This window comes from Lysobacterales bacterium (genome assembly GCA_016721845.1).
Classification (GTDB): domain Bacteria; phylum Pseudomonadota; class Gammaproteobacteria; order Xanthomonadales; family Ahniellaceae; genus JADKHK01.
Window position 1 is genome coordinate 305,578 of sequence record JADKHK010000003.1, and the last position, 19,202, is coordinate 324,779.

At 66.4% G+C, this 19,202-nt stretch carries 21 protein-coding genes; 6 read left to right on the forward strand and 15 right to left on the reverse strand.

Going from position 1 to position 19,202, the window contains the following annotated elements:
• The first annotated feature begins 109 nt into the window (after positions 1-109).
• Both IPP28_01635 and IPP28_01640 read left to right on the forward strand, forming a co-directional pair.
• Positions 110-1,132 carry a histidine kinase gene (locus tag IPP28_01635; protein ID MBL0039755.1) on the forward strand — a complete coding sequence of 341 codons (1,023 nt, stop codon included), beginning with the start codon at positions 110-112 and terminating at the stop codon, positions 1,130-1,132.
• The gene (locus IPP28_01640) at positions 1,129-1,887 is read left to right on the forward strand and encodes a response regulator transcription factor (GenBank protein ID MBL0039756.1); all 759 of its coding nucleotides are present in this window, start codon (positions 1,129-1,131) and stop codon (positions 1,885-1,887) included. Before IPP28_01635 ends, IPP28_01640 begins: the two co-directional genes overlap by 4 nt.
• A 29-nt stretch (positions 1,888-1,916) precedes the next feature.
• Here the strand turns inward: IPP28_01640 and IPP28_01645 are convergent, their stop codons facing one another.
• The 4 genes from IPP28_01645 to IPP28_01660 form a co-directional block, all read right to left on the reverse strand.
• Positions 1,917-2,483, reverse strand: a complete 567-nt coding sequence (locus IPP28_01645; GenBank protein MBL0039757.1) for a TIGR00645 family protein — start codon at positions 2,481-2,483, stop codon at positions 1,917-1,919.
• A 54-nt stretch (positions 2,484-2,537) separates the two neighbouring features.
• A complete protein-coding gene (locus tag IPP28_01650) occupies positions 2,538-3,584 on the reverse strand; it encodes a saccharopine dehydrogenase NADP-binding domain-containing protein (protein ID MBL0039758.1) in 1,047 nt (348 codons plus the stop codon).
• 65 nt (positions 3,585-3,649) lie between these two features.
• The gene (locus IPP28_01655) at positions 3,650-4,597 is read right to left on the reverse strand and encodes an alpha/beta fold hydrolase (protein ID MBL0039759.1); all 948 of its coding nucleotides are present in this window, start codon (positions 4,595-4,597) and stop codon (positions 3,650-3,652) included.
• Positions 4,563-6,470 carry a potassium transporter TrkA gene (locus IPP28_01660; protein ID MBL0039760.1) on the reverse strand — a complete coding sequence of 636 codons (1,908 nt, stop codon included), beginning with the start codon at positions 6,468-6,470 and terminating at the stop codon, positions 4,563-4,565. The genes IPP28_01655 and IPP28_01660 overlap by 35 nt, the downstream gene beginning before the upstream one ends.
• Before the next feature lie 134 nt (positions 6,471-6,604).
• On the opposite strand from IPP28_01660, the gene IPP28_01665 reads away from it, so the two are divergent.
• From IPP28_01665 to IPP28_01675, 3 genes are read left to right on the forward strand one after another with little or no spacing between them, the layout of a single operon-like run.
• Positions 6,605-7,420, forward strand: a complete 816-nt coding sequence (locus IPP28_01665; GenBank protein ID MBL0039761.1) for a DUF3014 domain-containing protein — start codon at positions 6,605-6,607, stop codon at positions 7,418-7,420.
• 52 nt (positions 7,421-7,472) lie between these two features.
• A complete protein-coding gene (gene rnk / locus IPP28_01670) occupies positions 7,473-7,880 on the forward strand; it encodes a nucleoside diphosphate kinase regulator (GenBank protein ID MBL0039762.1) in 408 nt (135 codons plus the stop codon).
• 21 nt (positions 7,881-7,901) lie between these two features.
• Positions 7,902-8,207, forward strand: coding sequence for a hypothetical protein (locus tag IPP28_01675; protein ID MBL0039763.1), 306 nt, complete (start codon positions 7,902-7,904; stop codon positions 8,205-8,207).
• Here IPP28_01675 and IPP28_01680 read toward each other — a convergent pair whose 3' ends face one another.
• From IPP28_01680 to IPP28_01705, 6 genes are all read right to left on the reverse strand, one after another.
• Complete coding sequence (locus IPP28_01680; GenBank protein MBL0039764.1) at positions 8,208-9,869, reverse strand: amidohydrolase; 1,662 nt, start codon at positions 9,867-9,869, stop codon at positions 8,208-8,210. It abuts the gene before it with no gap.
• 60 nt (positions 9,870-9,929) lie between these two features.
• Positions 9,930-10,382 carry a hypothetical protein gene (locus IPP28_01685; GenBank protein ID MBL0039765.1) on the reverse strand — a complete coding sequence of 151 codons (453 nt, stop codon included), beginning with the start codon at positions 10,380-10,382 and terminating at the stop codon, positions 9,930-9,932.
• A gap of 134 nt (positions 10,383-10,516) precedes the next feature.
• On the reverse strand, positions 10,517-12,010 hold the full coding sequence (locus IPP28_01690; GenBank protein MBL0039766.1) for an ABC transporter ATP-binding protein: 1,494 nt from the start codon (positions 12,008-12,010) through the stop codon (positions 10,517-10,519).
• 17 nt (positions 12,011-12,027) lie between these two features.
• A complete protein-coding gene (locus IPP28_01695) occupies positions 12,028-12,843 on the reverse strand; it encodes an ABC transporter permease (GenBank protein ID MBL0039767.1) in 816 nt (271 codons plus the stop codon).
• A 2-nt stretch (positions 12,844-12,845) separates the two neighbouring features.
• Positions 12,846-15,488: an EAL domain-containing protein gene (locus IPP28_01700; protein MBL0039768.1), complete on the reverse strand. Its 2,643-nt coding sequence runs from the start codon at positions 15,486-15,488 to the stop codon at positions 12,846-12,848.
• A 96-nt stretch (positions 15,489-15,584) separates the two neighbouring features.
• Positions 15,585-16,193 carry a glutathione S-transferase family protein gene (locus IPP28_01705; GenBank protein ID MBL0039769.1) on the reverse strand — a complete coding sequence of 203 codons (609 nt, stop codon included), beginning with the start codon at positions 16,191-16,193 and terminating at the stop codon, positions 15,585-15,587.
• Between the two features lie 89 nt (positions 16,194-16,282).
• On the opposite strand from IPP28_01705, the gene IPP28_01710 reads away from it, so the two are divergent.
• On the forward strand, positions 16,283-16,567 hold the full coding sequence (locus IPP28_01710; GenBank protein MBL0039770.1) for a hypothetical protein: 285 nt from the start codon (positions 16,283-16,285) through the stop codon (positions 16,565-16,567).
• On the opposite strand, the gene IPP28_01715 is transcribed toward IPP28_01710, so the two are convergent.
• Genes IPP28_01715 through IPP28_01735 form a run of 5 tightly spaced genes read right to left on the reverse strand, consistent with a single transcriptional unit; the run spans position 16,560 to position 19,167 of the window.
• Positions 16,560-17,057 carry a GNAT family N-acetyltransferase gene (locus IPP28_01715; GenBank protein MBL0039771.1) on the reverse strand — a complete coding sequence of 166 codons (498 nt, stop codon included), beginning with the start codon at positions 17,055-17,057 and terminating at the stop codon, positions 16,560-16,562. The genes IPP28_01710 and IPP28_01715 overlap by 8 nt on opposite strands.
• A gap of 35 nt (positions 17,058-17,092) precedes the next feature.
• Positions 17,093-17,599 carry a hypothetical protein gene (locus IPP28_01720; GenBank protein MBL0039772.1) on the reverse strand — a complete coding sequence of 169 codons (507 nt, stop codon included), beginning with the start codon at positions 17,597-17,599 and terminating at the stop codon, positions 17,093-17,095.
• Between the two features lie 10 nt (positions 17,600-17,609).
• Positions 17,610-18,131, reverse strand: a complete 522-nt coding sequence (locus IPP28_01725) for a phage tail protein (GenBank protein MBL0039773.1) — start codon at positions 18,129-18,131, stop codon at positions 17,610-17,612.
• 10 nt (positions 18,132-18,141) lie between these two features.
• Complete coding sequence (locus IPP28_01730; GenBank protein ID MBL0039774.1) at positions 18,142-18,645, reverse strand: phage tail protein; 504 nt, start codon at positions 18,643-18,645, stop codon at positions 18,142-18,144.
• Positions 18,646-18,657: 12 nt separating this feature from the next.
• Positions 18,658-19,167 carry a phage tail protein gene (locus IPP28_01735; GenBank protein ID MBL0039775.1) on the reverse strand — a complete coding sequence of 170 codons (510 nt, stop codon included), beginning with the start codon at positions 19,165-19,167 and terminating at the stop codon, positions 18,658-18,660.
• Between the last annotated feature and the right edge of the window lie 35 nt (positions 19,168-19,202).

Here is a 19,202-nt window from a genome sequence, read left to right on the forward strand (position 1 = left end):
CCGCACCGATGATCCCGCCGCGTCGCTGCACATCGCGCCGGCACGGCACAATGCCGCCATGACGACTCCCAGCCCTCGCTCCGGATGGCGCGCCTTGCGCAATCGACCCATGACCTGGGTCGCACTGTTCTGGTTCAGTCTCGGCCTGCTCTACGTACCACAGCAATTGATCATGGCCGCGGTGCGTGGCGCCAGCGATCCAGACCCGGTGATCATCCTGTCGAACTTCGGCATCTGGATCATCTGGGCAGCGTTCACGCCGGTGGTCTGGCGCATCACGCAACGCTGGCCGATTCGCGAGCAGCACACGGCGCGCAGCTTCGGCGTGCACGCGCTGGCCGCCTTGCTGCTCGCGGGCGTGCATCTGGTGCTGATGGTGCTGTGGCTGAAATTGATCGGACGCAGCGAAGCGCCGGACAAGCTCGTCGTGCTGCAATTGTCCGGCGTCACCGCCACCAACATCATGCTGTACGCCCTCACCGCCATCGCCTGCCATGGCTACGCGTGGTGGTTGCGTTATCTCGAGGTCGAACGGTCGCGCATCGAAGCGCAGCTGACGGCGTTGCGTGCCCAGCTCGATCCGCATTTCCTGTTCAACGCCCTGAACGCGCTGGCCGAGCTCGCCCACCAGGACGCGGCGCTGACCGAGCGACTGATCCTGCGCCTGTCGGAACTGCTGCGGCGCTCGCTGTCGGGCAGCGACCAGCATTTCGCGACCCTGGCCGAGGAACTCGATTTCCTCGAAGCCTATCTCGACATCCATCGCGCGCTGATGCGCGGACGCTTGCAGGTCGACATCGATGTCGCCGCCGACCTGCGCGGCGCCGCCGTGCCCAGCCTGTTGCTGCAGCCCCTGGTCGAGAACGCCATCCGCCACGGTCTCGCACCGAAGCGCGAAGGAGGTCGCGTGTGCGTGCAGGCACGACGCGATGCCGGCACGATTGAAATCATCGTGTCCGATGACGGCGTCGGCGGGCGCGCCCCGTTGCGTGAGGGCATCGGCCTCGGCAACCTGCGCCGTCGCCTCGACGTGCTCTATCGTGGTGCCGCGCGCATGCAGGCGGCGGGCCGCACCCAAGGCGGTTTCGAAGTGCGCCTGTTGTTGCCGCCCCCACCCGTGGAGATCGCATGAACGCACCGCTGCGCTGCCTGATTGTCGACGATGTGCAACTGGCGCGCGACCGCCTGCGGCGGCTGCTCGGCGCCATCGAGGGCATCGAGATCGTCGGTGAAGCGGACAATGTCACGGATGCGCTGGAACGGGTGCACGAGCATGCGCCGGACCTGGTCTTCCTCGACATCGAGATGCCGGAACGCGATGGTTTCGCGCTGATCGCGAGCCTGCCCGAGAACCTGCGTCCGGCCATCGTGTTCGTGACGGCCTATGACCAGCATGCGGTGCGCGCGTTTGCAGCCGATGCCATCGACTACCTGCTCAAGCCGGTGGAATCGGAACGCCTGAAGGAGTCGGTCGAGCGCGTGCGGGCTCGGCGTGCCCAATGGTCGCCGCAACTGGTCGCGCAGCTGCAGCAGCTCGGCGGCGAATCGCATTATCCGGATCGGTTGTCGCTGCCGGTCGACCACGGCATTCGCCTGCTCGCGCTGGATGACATCGACTGGATCGAGTCGGCCGGCAACTACCTGTGCATTCGCACCGGCAACGAGACCCTGATCCTGCGCGAAACCCTGACGAAAATGGAAACGCGCCTCGACCCTAAACGCTTCGCGCGCATCCACCGCTCGCGCATCGTCAACCTGAGCCGGGTCGCGAAACTGCTGCCGCTGTACAACGGCGACCACACCGTGGTGCTGAAGGACAGCACCGAACTCGGTCTGTCGCGCACCTATCGCGACGCGCTGTACCGGGCGCTGGGGATCGAGCACTAGATCGCGGGGCGGAGCCCACTCTCACCCGATCAGTGTTTGGACTTGCCTGCCGGAATCGAGTTCATCATCTTGTCGACCCAGGCGATGCCGATGGCCGAGAGGATGAAGGCCATGTGGATGATGGTCTGCCACAACACGCCGTCCCAGGTCACCTTCGCGCCCGGCAATCCGATCTGACCGGCTTCGATGAAGGTCTTCAGCAGGTGGATCGAGCTGATGCCGATGATCGCGGTCGCAAGCTTGACCTTGAGTACGCCGGCGTTCACGTGCGACAGCCATTCCGGCTGGTCCGGGTGGCCCTGCAGGTGCAGGCGCGAGACAAAGGTCTCGTAGCCGCCGACGATGACCATGACCAGCAGGTTAGAGATCATCACGACGTCAATCAGGCCGAGGACCGCAAGCATGATCTGCTGTTCGCCGTAAGTCGTCGCGTGCATGGTCAGTAGCACGAGTTCCTTGATGAACAGGAACACGTAGACCGCCTGCGCAATGATCAGGCCGAGATACAGCGGCAGCTGCAGCCAGCGCGACGAGAAAATCAGTGTCGCCAGTACGCCCAGTTGCTTGGTGTCCGTTTTCGCGTCGTTGTCGCTCATGTCCGCCGTCCGATGTTCAATGGCCGCGCAGTCTAGCGGCGCCGCGTGAATGTCTCATCCATGCAACTGCACGCCGGGCAGGCCGAGCACGAAATCAGCGCCCATCAGTTGCGAGGCGGTGTAGAAGCCGCCGGCCGGTTTGACCGCAAGGATGTGATTGAGGATCGCGAACGCCGAGTGTGCGGTCAGGTCGTAGCCGTTCGGTGTGGTCAGTACCTTGCGGATCTCGCGCCCCCCGGCACTGCGCACTTCGCCCCAGACCGTGGCGCCGGTCTGGCCTCGCCGGTCATCGCTCGGTCCCGGCCCACGCTTCTCGACTTGCGACTTCAACCAGCGCTGCACGACGCCCAGCCCGAGCAGGGGCCGCACCCAGTTCAGGCGGCGCACGCGCTCGGCCGTTTTCGGTGGCACGCCCATGTACACCTCGATGTTCGGGATGCCGGTGGACACGAAGGCGGTGTAGACATCGCCCCACGGAATCGTCATCGCGAAGCGGCGCTCGCCGTTGAACTCGAACTCGCGCGTCTTGTAGGCCAGCGGCACACGCACCAGCTCGCCATTGCGGCGCACCATGCCGCCATTCGCGAGTCCTTCAACCGCAGTCTTGGCGGTGCCCTGGCTGGGCCCGCCACCCGCGTCGAAGGCGAGCACCAGCTCGTGCGCTTCGGGCAGATCGCGTTTCAGGATCGCGGCCAGCGAATCGGTTGGCACGACATCGAAGCCGGTGCCCGGCATCACCACGATGCCGCGTTCACGCGCACGCTCATTCTGCTCGTGACAGTGCTTGAACACCGAAATCTCGCCGGTGATGTCGAAATAATGCGCACCGACCTGCAGACAGCCTTCGAGCATCGGCGCCGCCGTCGCCGAAAACGGTCCGGCGCAATGCAGCACCGCATCGATGCCACTCAGCGCCGATGCCAGCGTGTCCGGATGATCGAGGTCGAAAATGCGGGCCGGCAGATCATGCTGTTTCGCCAGCGCGTTGATCGCCTCGCTGTTGCGCCCCGCCAGTACCGGGCGCTGGCCGGCCTTCAAGGCGAGATCGAGAATCAGCTTCGCGGTGTAACCGTTCGCGCCATACAACATCCAACCGCCCATGCGTCAATCCCTCATTGTCTGCACGAAGTGTAGAGGACCCTCGCGATACACGCCGTGACGCGCACTCAGCCTAGCGAGACCGCCCGCACGCGCGCGTGTTCGGCGATCAGTGCCGCGAACTCGGCGCTCAACGCTTCCGGCAAGTCATGGCCCCAGCCCCGAAGGGTATGCAGGCGCGCACCGGGAATGACCCGGGCGAGATCGTGGCCGTGTGCGAGCGGCACCATCGCATCGTCGGTACCGTGCAGGATCAGGGTCGGCGCATCGAGACGGCGCAACAGCGGCGTGCGATCGCCGTCGCCGAGGATCGCGGCCAGCTGGCGCGCGACACCGGTGCCGGTCGGGGCGCGCCGCAGGCTGGCGTCGGCACGACGAACCATCTCGTCCCGCGGCATCGGATAGGCAGGGCTGCCGATCAACTCGAACAGTCGCACCCAGTAGTCGATCGCGGCATCCAGGCTGATGCGCGAACTCGGGCGCGACAGCATCAGCTTCAGCACCGATGCCGAGGGCAACGGCAGGCCGAGCCGGCCGCTGCTGGTCGACATCAGGGTCAGCGACCGCACCCGCGCGGCATGCCGCGCCGCGATGTGTTGCGCAATCATCCCGCCCATCGAGATGCCGAGCACGTGCGCCTGCGCGATGCCGAGATGATCGAGCACGGCCGCACCATCATCGGCGATGTCGGGCAGCGTGTACGGCGTGCGATACGCCCGGCGCAGCAGGCGCGCCGCGATCACCCGATGCAGGGGAGGCACGCCCTGCGCGTCGTAGCGCGTGCTCAGGCCGATGTCGCGATTGTCGAAGCTGATGCAGCGGAAACCCTGCTGCACAAGGGCGTCGAGCAGCGATTGCGGCCAGGCCGTGCGCTGCATGCCGAGGCCCATGACCAGCAACAGCGGCGGCCCGGCATCCGGTCCATGCACGGCGTAATCGATCTCGACGCCGCCACGCTGCAGTCGATCCGACAGCGTCACCTCAATCTTCCGCGAGCACGATGATTCGGTCCGCATCGGTGAAGGTGACGGCCTGCGACTTCTTCGGATTCACCTTGACGCCATAGCCGCGATCCTTGTCCTGGGCATCGGCCGCGATGCGGTAGCCGATCGCGGTTTCGCCGCGTTGCGCGGCCGCTTCGAGCAGGGTGTGGAAATCCATCGCGACGCCGGTACGCACGTAGTCGCCGATCGGGCGGATGTAGATTTCCGAGCCCTCGGCACTGAACAGGGCGCGGAACACTCGGTCGAGATCCCGGTTCTCGGCGAGCTGCGCCAGCATCAGGCTGACCAGCTTGTCGCTGACGATGAAGTCGTCGGCCTTCGCCACCTGGGCCAGCGCGCGATTGCGCAGGTCCATCATCTCGCTGACGATCGACAGGTCGACGTCGGCAGCATCGGCAATGTTGCGCAGGTGCAGCAGCGCGATCAGGGTCTTGGCATCGGCCTCCTGGATCGGCAGGTGCGTGTAGCTGAGCAGGATGATGTGCGCGTAATGGCAGACGCCAAGCTTGTCGAGCGTGGCGCGGTCATCGATGTCGCCCTCGGCAAAGCGGACGCGCAGATGCTTCATCGAGGTCTGCAACGCGACCAGCGCATCGCGCGCACCGTCGCGCTCGCACAGCACCACCAGTTCCGAACCCGGCGCGACGTATTGATCCAGCTCGCGCACGATCGCCACGGCCTTGTCGTTCCAGCCGAGGATCAGGATGCGCTCGGTCACGGCCGTGCGTTCGCGCGGCTGCTGGATCAGGTCGGACTGGGGCGCACGGGCAGCCAGGTCCATGCGGATGGTGTCGTCGTCTTCGCTGATCGCGATGATCTGGTCACCGGGCCCGATCACGGTGTCCATTGGCGGATTCACCAGCACCTCGCGACCGGCACGCATCAGGCCGATCAGGGCCGATTCGTCGAACCCGCCGAGTGCCTCGCGGTAGGTCTTTCCGACCAGGCCCGGCTCATGCTTGAAATAGATCTCGGCGCCATCGAAATCGAGCAGTTCGGTGTAGACGACGCTGAGTCCGGACTGGCGGCAGGTCTGCGCGGTGACGCGTGCGATCAGGTCCTCGCCCTGCACGAAGATCGCCTCGTCGCCACCGACCAGGGCGGCGGCTTCAAGGTTCTTGTCGTCGCGGATCTCGCCGACGATGTGGTATCGCCCGGACTTGCGCGCCGGATTGTTGGTGATCGCCAGCACCGACTTGATGACGTGGATGTCCGGGTTCTCGTCTTCGGGCGCCAGCACGATGATCGAGCGCGCGCCGTGCGGATCGACGACGGCGAGATCATCCAGATCCAGCGGGTCGCCGCTGCGGCAAATGACACGGGTGTTCTTCGTCGTCGCGAACTTGGACTTGATCTCGTCCTCCATCTCGACCTTGTCGCGGTTCGCGAGGATGACGATGCAGGGGCGCTTCTGGTTTTCGGCGGCGATGATCAGCTCACCGATGATCGACTGGATCTTGCTGGACCAGCCGAGGATCAGCGTGTGGTCCTGCTCGATCACGCGCGAGCGGCCCTTGCGCAGCTCGTCGAGCCGCGCCTCCAGGCCCGAGGTGATGGTGCCGATCAGGATCGACACCAGGAAGATGCCGGCCACGGTCACGATGAACATCAGCGCACGCAGGACCCAGCCGCTGTCGCCGGCCAGATTGCCGGCATCGATGGCATGCATCAGGCCGATCCAGGCGCCTTCGATGAAACCGAACTGCGAGGCCGGGTCGGCCGGATCCTGTCCGACCTTGAGCAGGCTCAGGACCAGCGCGGTGACCACGACGACCGCGGTCGAGATCAAGGCCAGCCAAGCAATGATGGCGATCGGGCCGCGCGACAGGGTGTTCTCGAAGCGATAGCGCAGTCGGTCGCGCCAGCTGTTCGTGTGCTGCGACATGAGCGTCCCCGTGACGAAAACGCCACCTTACACGGCGCTGCGACGCCGACGCCAGCACCCCCTCGTGCGGCCTGTATTCAGGCGTGCGGAGGCAGATTGCGGAGGCCACGCCGGCACCCTCCGAGGACCGCACCATGGACGACGAACGCAATCCGCTGACCCGCATGCTCGCACTGGCCGCCGTCCTGGTCGGGATCGGCGGCGGTGCCTGGTACGTGCTGCAGCGCCCGGCGGTCAAACCGACCGTGCCGGCGCCGGTCGCGGTGCCGGTGGCGCCGGTCGCGGCCGATCCGGCCATGCCGCAGTATCCGGTCGAGGCGATCACGCCGCCGGTGGCGACGACCGCGAACGAACCGCTGCCCGACCTGTTCGACAGCGATGCCTATGTGCGCGACGCGCTGAATGCCTTGTTCGCGCATCCGCAGCTGGCGCAATGGCTGGTGTCCGAGCATCTGCTTGCGCGCTTCGTCGCGTTCGTCGATGCCCTGCCGAACCGCAAGGTGTCGACGCAGCTGTGGCCCGCCAAGCCCGCGACCGGCGCGTTCTTCGTCCAGGAGAGCGGTGGCACGACAGTCATCGGTCCGGCCAACAGCGCACGCTACGACGCCCATGTCGCGGTCCTGACCGGCGTCGATACGGCGGCGGCTGTCGCCCTGTACCTGCGCCTGTATCCGCTGATGCAACAGGCGTACCGCGAACTCGGCTATCCGCAGGGCCATTTCAACGACCGTTTCGTCGCCGTGCTCGATCATCTGATCGCCGCGCCGGAGCCGACGGCGCCGATTGTCGTCGCACTGAACGACAAGGGCAGCTGGGCCTATGTCGATGCCCCCCTTGAATCCGCGTCCGCCGGCCAGAAGTTCCTGATACGCCTTGGTCCGAAACACGAGGCCGCGGTCAAGGCGAAGCTGCGCGAACTGCGCTCGGCGTTGTCTGCCGCCCGACCCTGATTCGCCTTTGCCGCCCGGCCGGTCCAGTCGGGCCGCGTTCATTGGAGTGGACATGAACCAGAAGCCCGCCATCACCGTGTCGTCGCGCGATCTTGAACGTCTGGAGGCCGTGCTCGCGACCCTGCCCTTCGACGCTGCGGCCCGAACGCAGTTGCGGTCCGAGCTCGATCGTGCCGACGTGCTGGCACCGGAACAGATGCCCGCGAACGTGGTGACGATGAATTCCGTGGTGCGCTTCCGCACCGGCGCGGGCGAGTCGTTCCAGCGTGCGCTGGTGTATCCACGTGACGCCCGGGCCGATGGCGAGCACGTGTCGGTGCTGGCACCGGTGGGCGCCGCGATGCTTGGCCTGACCGTGGGCGACTCGATCGAGTGGCCGGGTCCGGGTGGCGCGCCGATCGAAGTACGCGTCTCCGAACTCGTGTACCAGCCGGAACGTGCCGGCGACCTGCATCGCTGACGCCGCCGCGGGCCGTCCACGATGATCGGTGACAGCTTCCGCGGCGTCATCATCGCCCTGCTGGCGGTGTTGCTCACGGTCGTTCCCGGCATGCCGAATGCGCCGGTCGCACCGACGCCGGTGTTGATCGGGATCGGTCTGACCTTGCAGTGCCTGTTGCTCGGAGTGCGCTGGTTCGTGCGTCGCCAGGAACGGATCCACGGGGTCGACGGCGCCTGGCTGCCGACCGTGCAACAGGTCGGTGCACTGGTGGCCGACGGGTTGACCGTGCTGCTGGTCGCGATCGCGTTGTTTCAGGGCATGCTCGACCGCGCAACGGCGATCTGATCAGTCGGCCGCGTAGACGCGCTCGCCGCCCAGCCAGGTCTGCCGCACGCGCGTGCGCAGGATCAGTTCCGCCGGCACCCGCATCAGGTCCTGATCGAGCACGACGAAGTCGGCGCGCTTGCCGACCCCGAGCGAACCGACCTCGGCTTCCATGAACGCGGCTTGGGCCGGCCACAGCGTCATCGACTTCAGGGCCTCGTCGCGGGTCATGCGCTGCTCGGGATGCCAGCCGCCGGCCGGCCAGTCCTTTGCATCCTGGCGCGACACGGCGGCGTGGAACGAGATCAGCGGATTGGTCAGCTCGACCGGCAGGTCGGAGCCATTCGGGACGATGACGCCGGTATCGAGCAGGGAGCGCCATGCATACGCACCGAGTTCGCGCGTCGGGCCGATGCGCACGCCGGCCCAGTACATGTCGCTGGTCTGGTGGCTGCTCTGCATGCTCGGGATCACGCCGAGTTCGGCGAAGCGCGCGAGATCGTCCGGATGCAGGATCTGCGCATGCTCGATGCGGAAGCGGTGGTCGGCCACCGGCACCGCATCCAGGGCTTCGGAGAGTTCGTCGAGCACGACACGATTGGCACGATCGCCGATGGCGTGGGTATTGACCTGGAATCCGGCCTTCAAGGCCCGGGTGGCGACCGCGCGCACGCGCCCGGCCGGCAAGGTCGCCAGACCCGAGTGGCCGGGCGCATCGGCATAGGGTTCGAGCAGCCAGGCCCCGCGCGAACCGAGCGCGCCATCGGCCGAGAGCTTGATCGAGCGAATCCACAATCGGCCGTCGTACAGACCGTTCTGCGCACCGCGTTGCAGGGCCCAATCGATGTCGGCGTCGTTGCCGGCCACCATCACGTAGTTGCGCAGGCCATGGCGACCTTCGCGCGCGAGTGCCTCGTAGACCGCGATCACGTCGCGCGTGACACCGGCATCATGGATGCCGGTCAGGCCCCAGCGCTGCAGTTCCGCGATGGCGCGGGTCACCGCATCGCGCAATTCGTCCGGCGTCGCTGCCGGCATCACCTTCGTCACCAGATCGATGGCGTTGTCGACCAGGACGCCGCTGGGTTCGCCCTCGGCATCGTGTTCGATGCGGCCACCGGCCGGGTCGGGTGTGTCGCGGGTGATGCCCGCGGCCTTCAGCGCCGCTGCGTTGACGAGCACGGCATGGCCATCGACGCGTTCCAGCAACACCGGATGGTCGGCGGTGTTTGCGCTCAACGCCGCGTGTTCCGGGAAACGGGTATCGGCCCAGTCGTTCTGGTCCCAGCCGCGGCCGACGATCCAGCGGCCCGGCACGGTCGCAGCGCGGCGTTCCACGACCCGGGCGATCACCGCGTCGAAGGACGCAGTCCCGCGCAAGTCGATCGTCTGCAGGCTCTGGCCGAGACCAAGCAGGTGCGCGTGCGCATCGATCATCCCGGGAATGACGGCGGCACCGTCGAGATCGAGCACTTGCGTCTTCGCGGCGCGGAACGTCATCGCCTCGCGCGTGCTGCCGACGAAGACGACGCGCCCGTCGCGCACGACCAGCGCCTGCACGACCGGATGCGTCGCATCGACCGTGTAGATGCGCGCGTCATGCACGATCAGGTCGGCCGCCGGCGGCGCGGCGGCAACCACGCAAGACGCGATCAGGCCGAGGAACAAGGTCGTTGCACGCATGGTCGATCCCGCCGTGGAAGGATCGCGAGTATCCGCAGCCGGCACGATGCCGACAACCGTTCAGCCGATGCAGTTGGTCTCGATCGCGAGTTCGAGCCGGGTCAGCAGAATTCCGTCCTGCCGCAGCAACTGGCGCAGATCGTCGCGCAGGCAGTGATTGCGCTCGCCTGGCGACAACTCGGCCAGTTGCGGCAAGGAACCGGTGAGTTGGGTGAGCAAGGCGTCGTGCACGCGCGCGTCGACGCCGGCATCGCTGGTCTGCACGCGCTCGGCATCCAGCACCTGGAAGTAGACGCGGCCACCGACGCGCGCGCTGTAGGCGCCGGCATGCACGCGTCGCGGTGCCAACTCGAGATGGCGGCCGAGCAGGGAAACGCGCGTCGCAATCGCCTCACCGGGCAGCAACCAGTGCACACCGGCCGGCAGCACGCCGGCAGGCCGACCGAACCGCTGCAGGCGCGCCGCTTCGCCCTCGCGGACCCGGCGCAGACTGGCCAGGAGGATCAGGGGCATGGTGAGAATGGCAATCAGAAGCCACATATAAATCAGCCTCTTGCGACAATGTCTTGAATCTACTCCTCAAGAATGACTCGGCGCAAGCAGAAGCGGCCGCCGGGGTGGCGGTCAGCAGTCCAAATGCTGGCAATTCAGGCGCTCGCCGCCAGCAAAGCCCGCGTGTGTGCGTGCCGGGGTCGCGCCAGCACATCGACGGTCGTGCCTTGTTCGACGACACGGCCCTGTTCAAGCACGAGCACGCGGTCGCAGAGTGCGCGCACGGCGGCGAGATCGTGCGAGATGAAGACGAGACTCAGGCCACGTGCCCGTTGCAACTCGCGCAACAACGCGAGGATTTCGGCTTGGACCGACAGGTCGAGCGCCGATACCGCTTCGTCGCAGACCAGCAGCTCGGGCTCCAGCGCGAGCGCACGGGCGATTGCGACGCGCTGTTTTTGTCCACCCGACAACTGGCGCGGATGGCGTGTGGCCAGCGTCGCGTCGAGTTGCACCGCGGCCAGCAGTTCGAGCACCCGTGCCGACTGCGTGACGGCGTCGCCGATGCCATGCAGACGCAAGGGCTCGCGCAAGGTCTCCGCCACCGTCATCCCCGGATCGAGCGCGGTGCCGGGATCCTGGAACACGATTTGCACACGCCGCCGCCAGGCCTTGCGGGCCGCGCGCGACAGCACGAAGGGGTCGGCACCGGCGATGTGCAGCCGGCGCGCCTGTCCCGCTTGCAGGGCGAGCAACACCCGCGCCAGAGTCGACTTGCCGCTGCCGGAAGCGCCGATCACGCCGAGCGCACCGCCACGCGGCAAGTCCAGATCGATGTCGCGCAGGGCCGGGCGATTGCCGTAGTCGGCCGACAGTGCCCGTACCTGCAACACCGGTTCGCCGGCGACCGGCGATGGCGTGGGACCGCGCTCGATCGCCGCCAGCAACAATCGCGCGTAGTCGCTGGGCGGTGTGGTGAAGAACGTGGCCGTGTCGACCAGCGTATCGATCGCGCCATGGCGCAGCAGCAGAACGCGATCGGCGATGCGCCGGACCATGTGCAGGTCGTGGCTGATGAACAACATCGTCAACCGCCGCTCGCGCTGCAGGCGCGCGAGCAGATCGAGCATCGCGTGTGCGGCCAGCGGATCAAGCGCGGACGTGATCTCGTCGGCGATCAGCAGATCGGGCGACGCGGCCAGCGCCAGCGCGATCATCACGCGTTGCCGCTGGCCACCGGAGAGCTCGTGCGGAAAACGCTCGGCAAACGCCGGCGACGCGTCGAGGCCGACTTCGCCCAGTGCGTCGGCAACCGTGCGGCCGGCCTGGATGCGACGCAAGGCTTCGTCGAGTTGCGTACCGATCCGGCGCAGCGGATGCAGGCTGGCCGCGGCGTCCTGAAAGACCATGCCGATGCGGCGTCCGCGCAGGCGCGGCGACAGGGCCGGGTCGATGATCTCGCCGTCGAAGCGCATCTCGCCGGTGCTCACGGCAGTCGCTGGCAACAACCCGATCACGGTACGCGCCAGCGTCGACTTCCCGCTGCCCGACTCGCCGAGCACGGCCAGGCATTCACCCGCAGCGAGATCGAAGCCGACATCGCGCAGGACCGCGCTGCCGTCGCGATAACGCACCGCCAGTCCGCGCAGCGCAAGTTTGGCCACGCTCATGCCGCACCGCGTTGCTGCAGACGCGCGCGCAACGCATCGCCGAGCAGGGTGAAGGCGATCAGCAGCAGCGCCAGGAAACCGGCCGGCGCCAGCAAGACCCATGGCGCGTCCTCCAGTTCCTGAACGCCTTCGGCCAACAGGCCGCCGAGACTGACCGAAGGCTCGTCGAGCCCCAGACCGAGAAAGCTCAGGAAGGACTCGACCAGAATGGCCTGCGGTATCGCGAGGCTGAGGTAGACGACGGCAAACCCGAGCAGGTTCGGCGCGATATGGCGGGTCAGCAGCCACCACGGACCGGCGCCGAGCGCACGCGCGGCCTGCACGAAGGGCAGCACGCGCAGGCGCGCTGCTTCGGCCCGCAGCATGCGCGCGAGATCGATGCAGGCATAGGCACCGACCGCGACCACCAGCAATGTGCCGCTGCGCCCGAACAGGGTCAGCAGCAGCACCACGATCAACAGGAAGGGCAGCGCCGACACGACATCCAGCGCACGCATCATCAGGCGTTCGGCGCCCCCGCCCAGCGTGCCGGCGAGTGCGCCGTAAGCGAGCCCGAACAGCAGCGCGATCGCGCCGGCGCCGAAGCCGAGCAGCAGCGACACACGTCCGGCCAGCAGCGTGCGCACGAACACGTCGCGACCGATCGCATCCGAGCCGAGCCAGTGGCCATGGGTGATGCCCGGCGCGATCTGCAACTGCGCCCAATCGGTCTGCCAGGCATCGAAGGGACGCAACCAGGGCCCGATCAGACTCGCAGCCGCGAGCGCGAGGAACAGGCCGATCGCGATGCGCAGGCTGCGTTCGCCGGGCATCGTCAGCGCGGCAGCAGGGCCGCGAGATCCAGGCCCGCGAGCCGCCGCGGTTCGCCCAGCCAATGACCTTGTGCGTATTCGGCACCGCATTGGCGCAGTGCGACCAGGGTCGCATAGGAATCGACATGCTCGCCGATCACGGCCAGCTTCATCGACTTCGCCAGATTCGCGATCGACTCGACCATGGTGTGATCGAGCTCATTGTCGGCCATGCCCTCGACGAAGCTGCCTTCGATCTTCACAAAGTCGACCGGCAGGTGGCGCAGGTGCGTGAACGATGAAAACCCGGTACCGAAGTCGTCGAGGGCAAAGCGACAGCCGAGTTCGCGCAGCTGATTCATGAACCGACGCACGGTGTGCATCGACGTCATCTCGCTGGTCTCGGTGATCTCGAACACCAGCGTCCGCGCCGGCACATTGGCAGCACGGATGGCATTGGTGATCAGCGCCATCGATTCGGAATCGGCCAGGGTCTGGTTCGACAGGTTGATGTTGAACGCGATACGACCGAACAGATCGCGGCGGCTACCCAGTTCGGCCAGTGCGTGCTGCACCACCCACAGGTCGATCTTCGGCATCATCCCGACACGTTCCGCCAGCGGCACGAACACGCCCGGCGAAACGTATTCGCCGCGCTTGTCGCGCATGCGCAGCAGCAGCTCGCACAAGATCTCGTGGCCCGGCGCACCGAGCCGCCAACCCTGCTGTTCGGTGATTTCAGATTCGTTCTGCGGCAGCGCCGCCAGCGGCACGATCGGCTGCACGTCGAATTCGAAGCGGTTTTCCTCGATCGCTTCGCGCAGCTTGGCGGTCCAGCCGGCTTCCAGTTCGCGCGCGATGCGGGTGTCATGTTCGCCGACCCAGATCTGGGTCTGGTCGCGACCGCGATGCTTGGCGGTCTTGCACGCGACGCGCGCGTGTTCGAGCACGTATTCGGCACTCGGCGTGTCGCGCGACACCACCGCAACGCCCAGCGATACCGTGGCATGGCGACGATGCTGGTTGACCGTGTAGTAGCAGCTGTGTGCGAGCTCGCGGAAACTGTCCGCCAGCGAGAACAGATGGTCGAGCTGGGCGCCGGTCAGCAGCAGCGCGAGGCGATCGCCTTCGAGCCGCGCCAGCACGTCGCCTTCGCGCAGGCGCTTGCCCAAGGCTTCGGCGAAATCGGCGACCAGGCGATCGCCGACTGCGGGACCGCCGGCATCGACGATGTGGGTGTAACGATCGACATCGAAATAGAGCAGCGCGCCGTAGCCGCCGTGCTCGCGTCGGCGCCCGATGTCCTGTGCCAGCAACTGCGCGAAATGACGCCCGTTGAACAATCCGGTGAGCGGATCGTGGATCAACTCCCAGCGCAGGCGATCGGTATTGCGGCGCTCGCCGATGTCGCGGAACACGACCACCGACCCTTCGCGCCGACCGCCGAATTCGAGCGGCAGCACCGAGCACTCCACCGGCACCGCCTCGCGCTCGACATTCCAGAACACGGTCTCGATGCGCGCGACCGACTCGCCGCTGCGATACACCTGCAGCAAGGGCGAATCCTCGTCGCGCAGCGCGCGCCCTTGTTCATCGGAATGATGGATGGCGTGCTGGGCATTCATGCCGAGCAGGGCCGACTCGTCGTCGTGGCCGAGCATGCGCAGCGCCGTCGGGTTCACGAAATTGATCACGCCCTGGGCATCGACGCCGAACACGCCATCGCCGACCGAACCGAGGATGCCGTCGAGGCGTTGGCGTTCGCTGCCGGCGTTCTTCTGCAGACGGATCTGTCGCGCCAGACCGCCCATGCGCGCGAGGAACAATTCCTTGGCCTCGTTCTTGAACGTGCATTCCACCGCACCGGCTTCGAGACAGCGCTTGATCACGTCTTCGCGGTACGTACCGGTGATGATGGCGATGGTGCCGTTCGCGGTCGCCGGCAGCGCCTTCAGTCGCCGGCACAACTCGTCGCCGTTGCCGTCCGGCAGGAAGTAGTCGACGATGAACAGGTCATAGTGTCCGGCGGCGGCCTTGTTGAAGGCTTCGGTGATGGTGCCGGCGGTGTCGCAGTCATAGCCGTTGCGGTCGAGCAGCTGCTTGTAGGCGAGCCGGATGCTGGCCGAGTCGTCGACGAACAGCACGCGTATGCCAAGCTTGTCGACCGGCGCCAGCGGCGTCGGAGACGCGCCGATCGCAGCGAGATCAACCGTCGGTGCCGGCAGCGAAATCGCGCTCTCGAGCTGCGGGCTGGCACTGTCGATCGATCGCGCGGCCACGGGCGCCGCTTGGGGCAGCAACTGGCCGATCACCGTCGGGATACGCGAGAAATTCGACCACAGCAGGAACTGCGCGTCCGGCCGATCCGACACGAAGCTGTCAATGGCCGGGTTCTTTTCGTGGGCGAGCAGCAGCACCGCGGTCTTGCGCACGCGCGGATTGCGCAGGTAGATCAGCAGGTCCTCGAAGTCACGGCTCATGCGTGCCGGCGCGCCGAGAATCAGCAAGCCATAGGGCTGGCCCATGTCGGTAGCGCGGCTGAGGTGGTCGAGCGTGTCGGCGTAACTGGAGAGTTCCGACCAGGAACCGGTCTGCGCCGCCTGCAGCGTGCGGGTCAGCAGATGATGCAATGTCGCCGAACGCTCGACGACCAGAATGCCTGTCACACGACTCTCCCCGATTCGGTTCCGGCGCCGCCGCGATCAGCAGGCGGGCCCGGCATTCTGGCGAGGCGGTGCCGCTTTCGGCAAGCGCAGTCGCTCTCAGTTCGCGAACAGGCCGGCCCCGGCCGGTCGCGCCTTCAAGCGCGCATGATAGGCGGCCAGTCCTGGAAACTCGGCGAAGTTCACGTCGCACCGACGCTGCAATTCCAGCCCGTGCCCGAACAGGATGTCGGCGATGGTGAAGCGCCCGCAGACCCAATCGCGGTCGAGCATGCGCCGATCCAGTGTCGCCAGATGGGTCATCAGGCGCTGGGTCGAGGCTTCCAGCATCGCCGGGTCGGGCTGGAACATCTTGTAGACCATCAACGGATAGGTTGCGGCGTCCATCGTGCTGGCGGCAAAGAAGTACCAGCTCAGGAATTCGGCGCGACCGGCTTCACCCTCGAAAATCGCGAGCCCGGCGTCGCGATGGGTTTCGGCCAGATGCAGGCAGATCGCGGCCGAATCGAACTGGGTGACGCCATCCTGCACGATCGCCGGAACCAGGCCGGTCGGGTTGACGGCCCGATAGGCCGCACCCTTGTGCTCGCCGGCGCGGGCATCGAGACGATGCTCCTTGATCGTGAGTCCAAGCTCGTTCGCCAGCCAGCGCACGCGTGAGCCGCGATCGAAATGGATGAAGCTGTACAGGTCGATCGACGCGCTCATGGGGATCTCCGTCTCTGCGGCGAGATTAGCGCAGAGGCTTGACCGCAGGCAGCCCGAAGCGCGAGGCTGCGCGCCCGATTGGAGGCTGCATGCTCGATCTCGCCACGCTCACGCCCGAACAGTTCGACCCGCTGGTCGGTCAGCGATTTGCCGTGAACGGAACGGCGGACGTGCTGGCGTTGCTGGACGTGGCGCGCCTGAAGTCGCCGTCCCCGCGCACGCAGCCGTTCGCGCTGATCTTCACGTCGCACACGCACCGGCTGGCACAGGCGACGTTCCGGCTGGCGCACCCCGCACTCGGCGAGATCGACGTGTTCCTGGTGCCCTTGCAGCCCGACGCACGCGGTCCGCTCTACGAGGCGGTGTTCAACTGAGCGGTGGTGTCCAGCCGAGAAAGTGGTAGACGCCTTTGTCTTCGCGCAGTTCGAAACCGAGTCGGGCATACAGCCGCTGTGCCGGGTTGTTCGGTTCGACGTGCAGGGTGATGCTGCGGCCTTGTTCCTGCGCCACCTGCATCAGGGCCCGCAGCATGCGCTCGCCGTCGCCGCGCCCTCGCCATTCGGCCAGCAGCGCGATGTCCATCAGCCGGAATTCGCTTGGCGACGCGTACAGGTAGAAGCGGCCCACCGGTACCTGGTCGCGCTCGATCACGCATAGCGCCGCGCCCGGATAGTTGCGCCGATAATGGTCGGCCTGCAGCCGCGACTGCTCGCGCAGGAAGGCGCGCTTGGCCTCGTCCGGCCACGGCACCGGCGCCAGCTCATCCCAGCGGATCGCGGTGTACAAGGCGTCGACGAAGGGCTGGTCGGCCTCGACCTCGTCGCGCAGGCACCATCGACCGGCCTGCCGATTCAGTGCAGCCACGATCTGCTCGATCGCAGACCGCAGGTCCGAAGCCTTCACGCGGCAACAGGACTCACGTCGAGGTCGACGGCGGCGAGGTCGTGGCCATCGCGATGCACGGACAGTTGATATCGACCGGCACCCAGCCCGGACGAGAATGCGCCCTGGACCATGCAGCCGGCCGCCACGAGGCAGTCATCCAGTGCGCGGCCGTGGACCAGCTCGAAGCCGAGCAAGCGTCGGGTGTCGGCATGGAAGCGCAATCCCTGGCTGGCGCCACCCCGACCAAAACTCGCCAGGTCGAACGCCTGGACACCGGAATCGGTCGCAAACCAGGCACGCACGCGCAGCGGCTCGTCGGCCGCCGCCAATTGGCGCGGCGACACGCGCACCTTCAGCGACGCGGCAGAGGAGGACGCATCGCCAATCTCGAGTTGTTGGAACTTGAGTCCGATCTTCCCGGTCGACCCGTCTTCGGACGCAAGCACGTCCTTGATCGGCGCGAACAGGCTGGCGCAGGCGCCCACGCAAACGGCATTTCTCAGGAATGATCGACGTTGCATGGAACTGTCCTCAGGTGCGCGGCGGAAACACGCCTTGCAGCGCGATGCAGAAGTAGAAGGTCAGGTACGGCATCATGTTGTTGTGCGGCTGGTCGCCGCCGGCGGGAGCGATCGTGCTCGTCGACATCGGGACGAGCGTCGCACCCGCGGGCGCGAGATAGGGCAAGGTCCCGATCACGCGTGCCGGCGAGAACCCTGCCGGCGTCTGCGCATCCGCAGGTGCGCCGCTCGCGTTCACCGAGTGGATGTGTGCCGGCATCTCGCTCTCGAGGAGCGTAACGGTCTCCGAACCCCCGGTTTCGCCGAGATCGTGCAAGGACAAGCCTGGCCCTTGCCCCGGGTGCATTGGCGCCCGACCTTGCAAATCCGGGAGCGCGAAGTTGCTCTTGCCATTGCCACCGTACGTGGTGCCCAGAAGCGAGAACAACGCGGTGTTCTGAGACAAGGGCAGCAGCTGCCCATCGCACCAAGCCCAACCTCGTGGCGCAAAGTTGAAGGGGAAAATCCTGATTTCTGCGACAAACGGATCCATGTCCGATTCCTCAGGTTGGGCTCGGGAAAATGCCGAACAGCGAGATGATGAAGTTCACGCACAGGTAGGGCTGGAAGTTCGTGTGCGGCTGGCTTCCGCCTACGGACGACAGCGACTGTGCCGCCATTGCGATGGCACCAGGGGTCGACTGGTAGGGATCGAAGGTCGTGGCCTGGGCAACGACATTGCCTTGCGGATTCGTGTCCGTCGCGGGCGACTGGGTGCCGAGATAGGGGTGAGAATGGGCCGGAATCTGGTTGATGGTCAGGGTGATTTCTTCGGCGCCGCCGGTTTCGGCCAGGGTAAAGCTGTTGCCTTGGTGGATCGGGATACGTCCACGCAAATCCGGCAGTGCGAAGGTCGATTGGCCATCCCCGCCATAGGTCGTGCCGATCAACTGGAACAGCGTCTCGTTTTCGCTGATCGGCAGCAACTGGCCTTCGCAAAACATCCATCCGGCGGGGGCGAAGTTGCCCGCGAACATGCGGATCTCGCCGACATAGGGTTGGGCCATGATCGATATTCCTCAGGTCGGCGACGGGAAGATGCCCTGCAGGGCGATGCAGAACGACAGGGTCAGGTATGGCTGCATGTTCAGATGCGCCTGGGAGCCGCCGATATTCGTGACCGTCGACGCAGCGAGGGCCGTCAGGTTGGTATCCGCAGCGTGGTACAGCGGCAATGTCGTTTTCGCGAACAGGTTGCCTACTGGTACAGCCGGCGAGGCTGCACCGGCCTGCTGGGCGGCATAGGCCACATGGGTGTGCTGGGGCAATTCGGCGATGCTGAGCGTATGCGCCTGTTCGCCACCTCGCTCACCCAAGGTGTGGCCGCTGCCGACGTGAATCGGCGTGCGCCCACGCAGGTCCGGCAAGGCGAAATTCACGCGCCCGTCGCCGCCGAAGGTCGTGCCGAGCAATGAGAACAACGCCTGGTTCTGGTTGATTGGCAAGAGTTGCCCATCACTCAACGCCCAGCCTCTGGGGGGAAAACCGAAACTCATCAAGCGAATTTCGGAAAGGAACGGCTCAGCCATCACACACTCCCTTGGGTCGAGGCGACGCCGCCGCC